This is a genomic window from Microvirga sp. P5_D2, from assembly GCF_054049475.1.
Genome location: NZ_JBFUMH010000316.1, coordinates 1 through 2,676, shown reverse-complemented (window position 1 = coordinate 2,676; position 2,676 = coordinate 1). Strand labels below are relative to the sequence as shown.

Annotated in this window: 3 protein-coding genes; 2 read left to right on the top strand and 1 reads right to left on the bottom strand. The window is 62.2% G+C overall.

Going from position 1 to position 2,676, the window contains the following annotated elements; genetic code table 11:
- The coding region (gene argF / locus ACXJKO_RS31115; protein WP_457094865.1) for an ornithine carbamoyltransferase at positions 1-920 on the top strand (920 nt) is incomplete at its 5' end.
- Complete coding sequence (locus ACXJKO_RS31110; RefSeq protein ID WP_457094864.1) at positions 917-1,912, top strand: Hsp33 family molecular chaperone; 996 nt, start codon at positions 917-919, stop codon at positions 1,910-1,912. The genes argF and ACXJKO_RS31110, both read left to right, overlap by 4 nt.
- Positions 1,913-2,056: 144 nt before the next feature.
- Here ACXJKO_RS31110 and ACXJKO_RS31105 read toward each other — a convergent pair.
- Positions 2,057-2,676: M20/M25/M40 family metallo-hydrolase (locus ACXJKO_RS31105; protein WP_457094863.1), on the bottom strand; the 620-nt coding region annotated here is incomplete at its 5' end.

Sequence of the window (2,676 nt, the reverse complement as noted above, 5' to 3'; positions counted from 1 at the left end):
CCCGTCACTTCCTCGATCTCAGCGATTTTTCCGGCGCCGAGATCCGCCACATCCTGAAGATCGGCTCGGACATCAAGGCCAAGCGCCGCCAGGGTGAGCGCGCGAAGGAGCGTCCGCTTGAGGGCAAGACGCTTGCCATGGTGTTCGACAAGCCCTCCACCCGCACCCGCGTCTCCTTCGATGTGGGCATGCGCGAGCTTGGCGGCGAGACGCTGATGCTCACCGGCAAGGAGATGCAGCTCGGCCGTGGCGAGAGCATCGCTGATACGGCGCGCGTGCTGTCGCGCTATGTGGATGCCATCATGATCCGCACGCTCGATCATGCCATGGTGACGGAGCTTGCCCACTACGCCTCGATCCCCGTTATCAACGGCCTGACCAAGTCGACTCATCCCTGTCAGATCATGGCGGATGTCATGACGTTCGAGGAGCATAACGGCTCCATCAAAGGCCGCACGGTGGCCTGGGTGGGCGATGCCAATAACGTATTGGCCTCTTGGGTTCATGCTGCCGCGCGGCTGGAATTCGCCCTCAAGATCGCCGCTCCGCCGGAACTTGCTCCCCGTCCGGAGCTTTTGTCCTGGGCAAAACAGGAGGGAGCGGACATCTCCGTGACGACCGATGCCTTCGAGGCCGCCGAGGGCGCTGATGCCATCGTGACCGATTGCTGGGTTTCCATGGGCGATGACGACGAGTTCCGCCGTCACAACCTGCTGAAGCCCTATCAGGTCAACGACCGGCTGATAGGCGTGGCCGCCAAGAATGCCGTGTTCATGCACTGCCTTCCCGCGCACCGCGGCGAGGAGGTGACGGACGAGGTCATGGACGGTCCGCAATCGGTGGTCTTCGATGAGGCCGAGAACCGGCTTCATGCACAAAAAGGCATCCTGGCGTGGTGCCTTGGAGCAGCAAACGCATGAGCTCAGCTTCGCTCGAGGGACAAGACGACATTATCCTGCCGTTCGCGGTCGAGCCTCTCGACGTGCGCGGCCGTGTGGTGCGTCTCGGCCCCTCCATCGACACCATCCTCGCCCGTCACGGCTATCCCGACATCGTCGCCCGCGTGATCGGCGAGGCGGCGGCTCTCACGGCCATGCTCGGCGCGTCATTGAAGCTGGAAGGGCGCTTCCAGCTTCAGACCAAGACGGACGGCATCATCGATATGGTGGTGGTGGATTTCAACGCACCGGACAAGCTTMGCGCCACGGCCCGCTTCGACAAGGAAAAGCTCGAGGCTCTCGGTGCCGCCACGCCCAACACGGGCGGTCTGCTCGGCAACGGCTATCTKGCKATGACCATCGACCAGGGCACGGATCGCAGCCGCTACCAGGGCGTCGTCGCGCTCGAAGGCCAGGGCTTCGAGGAAGCGGCGCACCAGTATTTCCGGCAATCCGAGCAGATTCCGACGCAGGTTCGTCTTGCGGTGGCGGAGCAGTTCGAGAACGGCCGCCACACCTATCGCGCCGGTGGCTTGATGATCCAGTTCCTGCCCTCTTCGCCGGAGCGCCTGCGTCAGGCCGATCTCAATCCCGGCGATATCCCGGAAGGACATTCGTCGAACGATCTCTCCTCACCGTCGGAGGACGATGCCTGGGTCGAAGCCAAGTCCCTCGTCTCCACTGTCGAGGATCACGAACTTATCGATCCTACCGTGTCGAGCGAGCGTCTGCTCTATCGCCTCTTCCATGAGCGCGGCGTGCGTGTGTTCGAAGGGCAGCACGTGCATGAGGAATGCACCTGCTCGCATGAACGCATCATGGGCATGATGCGCCGGTTCTCGACCGAGGATCGCCACGACATGGTCGGCGACAACGGCCGCATCGGCATCACCTGCGAGTTCTGCTCGCGCTTCTACGATCTCGATCCCGCCGATGTGGAAGCCGAGATCGCGAAGGCGGAAGCGCAGGACTAAGAAGCCGTTTTAACAAACGCTCACGTCATCACCGGCCTTGTGCCGGTGATCCCGATTGGAAAGGCTCGGTGCTCTTCTCATCGGGATGGCTGGGACAAGCCCGGCCATGACGGAGAGGGAAGCGTTCTGTGAGATACAAAAGACTTATGAAGCAGCGCAGATCGCAGCCAAACGGCGCATGAATGCCGCGCCCGCTTCCAATTGATCGAGTGTGATGTACTCATCCGCCTGATGCGCCTGATCGATCGAGCCCGGTCCGCACACGACAGTGGGAATACCCGCAGCCTGAAAATGACCGGCTTCCGTTCCGAACGGCACCGTCTGCGTGCGGTTCTTGCCCGCAAGACGCAGGGCCAGCGTTTCGGCATGGGAGCCGGGATCGGGCGCGAGGCCCGGCACATGCACATGCAATGTGGTCTCGATCCTGCCGAAATCGCCGAAGCGGTTGAGCCGTTTCAATGCCACTTCCTGCGCGAACCGTTCGAGCCTGTCGGGGATTTCCTGCGGGTCCTGGCTTGGAAGGCCGCGGAACTCCCAATCGAACTTGCATGACTTCGAGATGATATTGCGCGCCGTTCCGCCGGAGATCACGCCCACATGCACCGTTGTGTAAGGAGGGTCGAAGCGTCCGGATGTGTCGCCGCGCTCGATCATCTCATCACCGATGCGATTGAGCTCTGTGATCAATTCGGCGGCCGTCATCACGGCGCTTGCGCCGAGATAGGGCTTGGAGGAATGCGCTTCCGACCCATGCACCGTCGTGG